Annotated in this window: 4 protein-coding genes; 2 read left to right on the top strand and 2 right to left on the bottom strand. The window is 65.4% G+C overall.

Translation table 11 applies throughout. The annotated features are described in order from the left end of the window. Positions 1 to 716: anion permease (locus VFC51_05130; protein ID HZT06392.1), on the bottom strand; the 716-nt coding region annotated here is incomplete at its 3' end. Positions 717 to 752: 36 nt separating this feature from the next. Next, entirely contained in the window at positions 753 to 1,382 is a 630-nt protein-coding gene (locus tag VFC51_05125; protein HZT06391.1) for a DUF47 family protein, read from the bottom strand. 260 nt (positions 1,383 to 1,642) lie between these two features. Here VFC51_05125 and VFC51_05120 point away from each other — a divergent pair, with 260 nt between their 5' ends. Next, positions 1,643 to 3,289 (top strand): pitrilysin family protein, encoded by a 1,647-nt coding sequence (locus tag VFC51_05120; protein ID HZT06390.1) that lies wholly within the window; start codon positions 1,643 to 1,645, stop codon positions 3,287 to 3,289. A gap of 13 nt (positions 3,290 to 3,302) precedes the next feature. Then, on the top strand, positions 3,303 to 3,864 hold a 562-nt coding region (locus VFC51_05115; protein HZT06389.1), incomplete at its 3' end, for an insulinase family protein.

The raw sequence follows: 3,864 nt of genomic DNA, 5'->3' as shown, positions 1-3,864 counted from the left end.
TGGAGCTGGACCATTCTAAATCCCATGGTGCGAATGATGCGCCAGCCTCCGACCGCCGTCCCGACGCCCATCGCGGTGGCCGAGGCGACCATCACCCAGAAGGGGATGTAGAAGGTCGTCCCCAGTGCCCCGTAGGCAAAGAGCGCCATTGAGAGGATGCCCATCGTCTTCTGTCCGTCGTTGCTCCCGTGGCTGTACGCCATGTAGGCCGAGGAAACGAGCTGGAGCCGTCCAAATATGGCGCTGACCGTCTCGTGACGAACGCGGTGGAACCCCCAGATGATGAAGAACATGACAGCAAATCCAACGGCTATACCGATGGCTGGCGAGTAGACAATGCCCAGCGTGACTTTCGTGAGGCCGGGCACGAGGATGACGGGGGTACCGGCGGTCGCGACAGCCGCGCCCATCGTCGCGAACAGGAGCGCATGGCTCGACGAGGTTGGCAGGCCGCGATACCACGTGAACATGTCCCAGAGGATGGCGGAGGCGAGGGCGACCGCCACCGTCACGAGGCTCACCGCGTCGGGGTTTACCAGGTCCTTGCCGATCGTCGTGGCGACCGCTGTCCCCGATAGGGCCCCGACCAAATTGAGCGTCCCCGCCATCAGCACGGCGATGCGAGGGCTCAGCACGCGCGTCGCCACGATCGTGGCGATGGCGTTGGCGGCATCATGAAACCCATTGACAAATTCGAAGATGAGGCCGAACAGCAACACGATCGCGAGGAGAACCAGCGACCAATCCATTCGCTAGGCGGTTTTAAGGACGACGCCCTCGAGCACATTGGCGACGTCCTCTCCCCTGTCCGTCGCGGCCTCGAGAAACTCGTAGATCTCGCGCCACTTGATCACCGTGCGCACGTCGCTCTCACCTTCGAACAGCTCCGTGAGGCCGCGTCGGACCGCGTCGTCGGCCTCATTCTCGAGTCGATTGATCTCGTGCGTCGCGGGAATGATGCGTGGCATGTCTTCCTTTCGCCGCAGAAGGGGAATCGTTCGGTTGATCTCTTCCGCGACCTGGAGGTCCAGGTGCGCCAGTTCCTTGGCGGTCGTCGGCACCCGCTGGACTCGGTACAGCACCATGCGTGAGGCAGCCTCCTCAATGGCGTCGACGACGTCGTCCATCGACTCCGCGAGGGCGACAATGTCCTCGCGCTCCAAGGGCGGGATGAAGGTTCGGTGCAGATCGTTGATGATCTGGTGCGTGAACGAGTCGCCGCGGTGCTCGAGGTCCTTCAGCTCGCGGGCGCGCTCGTCGAGTCGGTCGAACTTCTCCACCATCTCGAGAAGCTTCTGCGCCGCTTCGACCATGTTGACGGATGAGGCTTCGAAGAGGTCGAAGAAGCGTGTGTCCCGGGGCAGAAGGCGCAGCTTGAACATCGGGCGGGTCCTCCGCAGGGAATCTCCGTGGGGGGCGATGCTCGCAGGCCGATCGCCCGGTACTATATCCTCCAGCCGGATCCCACTCCAACCGCATCAATCCTACAGGGGGACACCGAGTGGAACTTCGCGCGCGCTCCGCACGTCGCCCCCTGCGCCAAAGCCTCGTGGCGCTGCTCGTCGTTGGCGCAGCGGCTCTCGGCAGATCGACCCTCAACGGAGGAGGGGCGCCTTCTGCGCTCGCGCTCCAGCAGGGCACGATGGCAATCACGATGGCGGCGACGGGTGAGGATCTCGACCCCGAGGAGACCGGCGTCAATCCAGTTCCCGCCGTGGCGGGCATCACGATCCAGATCGTGCTGGCGAATCATACGGGCACGGACGCGTCGGAAATTGAAGTGAAGCTCCCGATTCCTGACCACACCCACGTCACAGATTCGTGGGTGGGACAGCCGGGGGTGCACGCCGGGAGCCAATCCGGCGATTCGATGGTGTGGAGGGGCCTCGCGGTCAAGAACGGCGACCGCCTCGGTCCGATCGCGTACCGCGCGGTGCCGGACGCCGATGCCGACGGCGCCAGAATCTTCGATCACGCGACCGTGGTCCCTGAGGTCTCCTGGACACGGCCGACGGCGAGAAGCGCAGGTGGTGCCCTGGGCGGTCTTCGCCTCAATGGACTCTGGGGCGAAGGCTCTCTACGGCGGACCGTGCTCCCGAGCGGCCTGACGGTATTCACGCGCGAGCGGCCGGATAGCACCACGGTTTCAATTCGCCTCGCCGCCCGCGCGGGTTCGCGGGACGAGAACGCGACGACGCGCGGTGGCTCACACTGGCTCGAGCACGGGTTCTTCCTGGGAACCAGCCACCGGCAAAATCTCGATACCGAGCTCGACGCTGTTGGGGGTGAGTCGGACGCCTCCACCGGTTGGGAGTCGACGAACTACTGGTACCTGGTGCCCGCGGAGAACTTCGGACTCGCCCTCGACCTGCTGGCCGATCAGATGCTTTACAGCACCTTTCCGCAGACGGAAGTCGACCGAGAGCGGCAGGTCGTCGGCGAAGAGCTGAAACGCCGTAACGACAACCCGTCCACCCACGCCTTTGACGAGTTCATCAACCACGTCTTCGTTGTGAGCCCGCTTCGGCAGCACCCGAGCGGCACGATCCAGAGCGTGCTCTCCATCCCCATCGAAACCATCCTGGCGTACAAGAACCAGCGGTATGTCAGCGGCAACATGGCCATCGCGGTATCCGGCAATATCCGCCACGACGACGCCGTGACGCGCATCGAGCAAGAGTTCGCGGACCTGCGGCAGGGGCCGCGCAGCGTGCGTCCACCCGTTGCCGAGCCCGTGCAGACGGATCCGCGTATCGTCACCGTCGGGAACGGCGACCGTGTCGCTGAGATTCGTCTCGGGTGGCCAGCGCCCGGCGACGACGCCGAGGCCGAGGCCGCCGCCATGACCGTCCTGAACGACATCCTCGGCGAGACGGGGCGGCGGCTCAGCGAAGAGATTCGAGATCGACGCGCCCTCGCCACATCGGTCGATTCGGACTATTTGGACTTCAGCGACGCGGGAGCGCTGATGATCTCGGCGACGACGCAGCCGGTCCACGCAGACGAGGTGATTCAGCTCATTCTGGACCAGATCCGACGCGTGCGCGCGGGGGACGTGAGCGACTCGGATGTCGCCGCGAGCCTGCGAGCGATCGCGGGCCGCCGCGCCCTGGAAGATGAATCCAACGAGCAGCAGACCTCACGCGCCGACGTCGAGGTTTCCGGCAATTTGGACTCGTGGGAAGAGTACATGGCGAAGCTGAGGTCCGTCACCGCTGCCGACGTCATTCGTGTGGCCAACAAGTGGCTCGATCCCCAAAATTACACGCTCGTCGTCGTCCGAGCCTAGGGTGGAGCAGAGTGTGACGGGACCCGAATCCGAGATGGGGCGCGACGGACGCAAGGAGCCAGTTGCCGTGCCGCCGCTGCGTGGACTGCGTTCCTCCCGGCGCGGCCTGCTCAAGCTCGGCGCCGCCTCGGCGGTAGCGGGCCTCGCCGGCCTTCACCTGAGCGAGCAGTCCGCCATTCGCGCCGAGGCGGCCGAAGCCGCGCGGCAGGTGCTCCCCAATGGTCTGGTCGTCATCGTCGAAGAGCGGCGGACCGCGGAGACGCTGGCCGTCCAGCTCACAGCTCGAAATGGGTCGCGCGACGACCGCGATCAGCCGGGGGTCAGTGTCCTCACGTCGCGCGTCATGTTTCAGGGTACGACCCGGCGTCCTTCGGAGACGGAGCTGCAGCGGGCCGCGGCTGCCGTGGGCGGCACATTGACGCGCGGCACGACGATCGAGCTGAGCTCGTACACGGCGGTCGTGCCGTCCCGCGAGGCCAGGATCGCCTTCGATCTCGTTTCCGACATCGTCCTCAATGCGCTGCTCGATCCGGCTGCGTTGGAGCGCCAGAAGCAGATCGCGCTCCAAGACCTCG

This window comes from Chloroflexota bacterium (assembly GCA_035652535.1).
Lineage (GTDB): Bacteria > Chloroflexota > UBA6077 > UBA6077 > SHYK01 > DASRDP01.
This window is presented reverse-complemented; position numbering and strand designations above follow the sequence as displayed.